Source organism: Frankia torreyi, assembly GCF_000948395.1.
GTDB classification, from domain to species: Bacteria; Actinomycetota; Actinomycetes; order Frankiales; family Frankiaceae; genus Frankia; species Frankia torreyi.
Window position 1 is genome coordinate 1 of sequence record NZ_JYFN01000151.1, and the last position, 1056, is coordinate 1056.

Here is a 1056-nt window from a genome sequence, read left to right on the forward strand (position 1 = left end):
CCACAAGCCCCATCGCCACAAGCCCCGCCGCCGCACCCCCCACCACCGCAAGCCCCGCCACCAGCAACGTCAGCACCGGCGACGGCGTCAGCACCGCCACCAGCGACCCGGCCCACCTCGCCGCGGTCCTCCCCACCTACCCGTTCCAGCACCAGCGCTACTGGCTGGAAGACGCGCCCGACGCCCCCGGCGACCTCTCCGGGGCCGGCCTGCGTTCGGCCGGGCATCCGCTGCTCGGCGCCATCGTGCGGCTCGCCACCGAGGACGCCGTCGTGCTCACGGGACGGCTTGCGGCGGCGACCCAGCCGTGGCTCACCGACCACCTCGTGCAGGGCAGCGTCGTCGTGCCCGGCACCGCCTTCGTCGAGCTGGCCCTGCACGCCGGCGACGGCCTCGGCGCAGATCTGCTGGACGAGCTCGTCGTCGAGGCGCCGCTCGTCCTTCCCGACCGGGGCGCCGTCGCCATCCAGGTGACCGTCGCCGCCCCCGACGACACCGGCCGCCGGCCCGTCACCATCCACTCCCGGCCGCAGGCCGATCCGAACGGAGGCACTGCCGACGACGGCGACTGGACCCGACACGCCAGCGGCACGCTCGTCTCCGGCGACCAGTCACCGGTCCCGGCCGACCGGGATGTGACGTTGCAGGAGGCCGCGTCGGCGGACGAATGGCCGCCGGCCGAGGCGGACGCGGTCGACCTGACCGACGGCTACGCCGGGCTGGCCGCGTCCGGGCTCGCCTACGGGCCCGCCTTCCAGGGGCTGCGCGCCGCCTGGCGCGCCGGCGACGACCTCTACGCCGAGATCACCCTGCCGGACCCGCAGGCCGATCAGAACGGCCACGCCGCCTTCGGGGTACATCCCGCGCTACTCGACGCCGCCTTCCACGCCGCCGCGCTGCACCGGCTGCCGGACACCCCGGCGGGCCACAGCCGGCTGCCGTACGCGTGGAACGGCGTGCGCCTGCACGCCACCGGCGCGACCAGCCTGCGCGTCCACCTCGCCGTCCACGGCAGCGACGAGATCTCCCTGCACGCCACCGACCCCACCGGCGCCC

At 76.1% G+C, this 1056-nt stretch carries 1 protein-coding gene; it reads left to right on the plus strand.

The window, feature by feature from the left end:
• A partial coding sequence (locus FF36_RS31275; protein ID WP_044888819.1) for a polyketide synthase dehydratase domain-containing protein occupies nucleotides 1–1056 on the plus strand: 1056 nt, incomplete at both ends.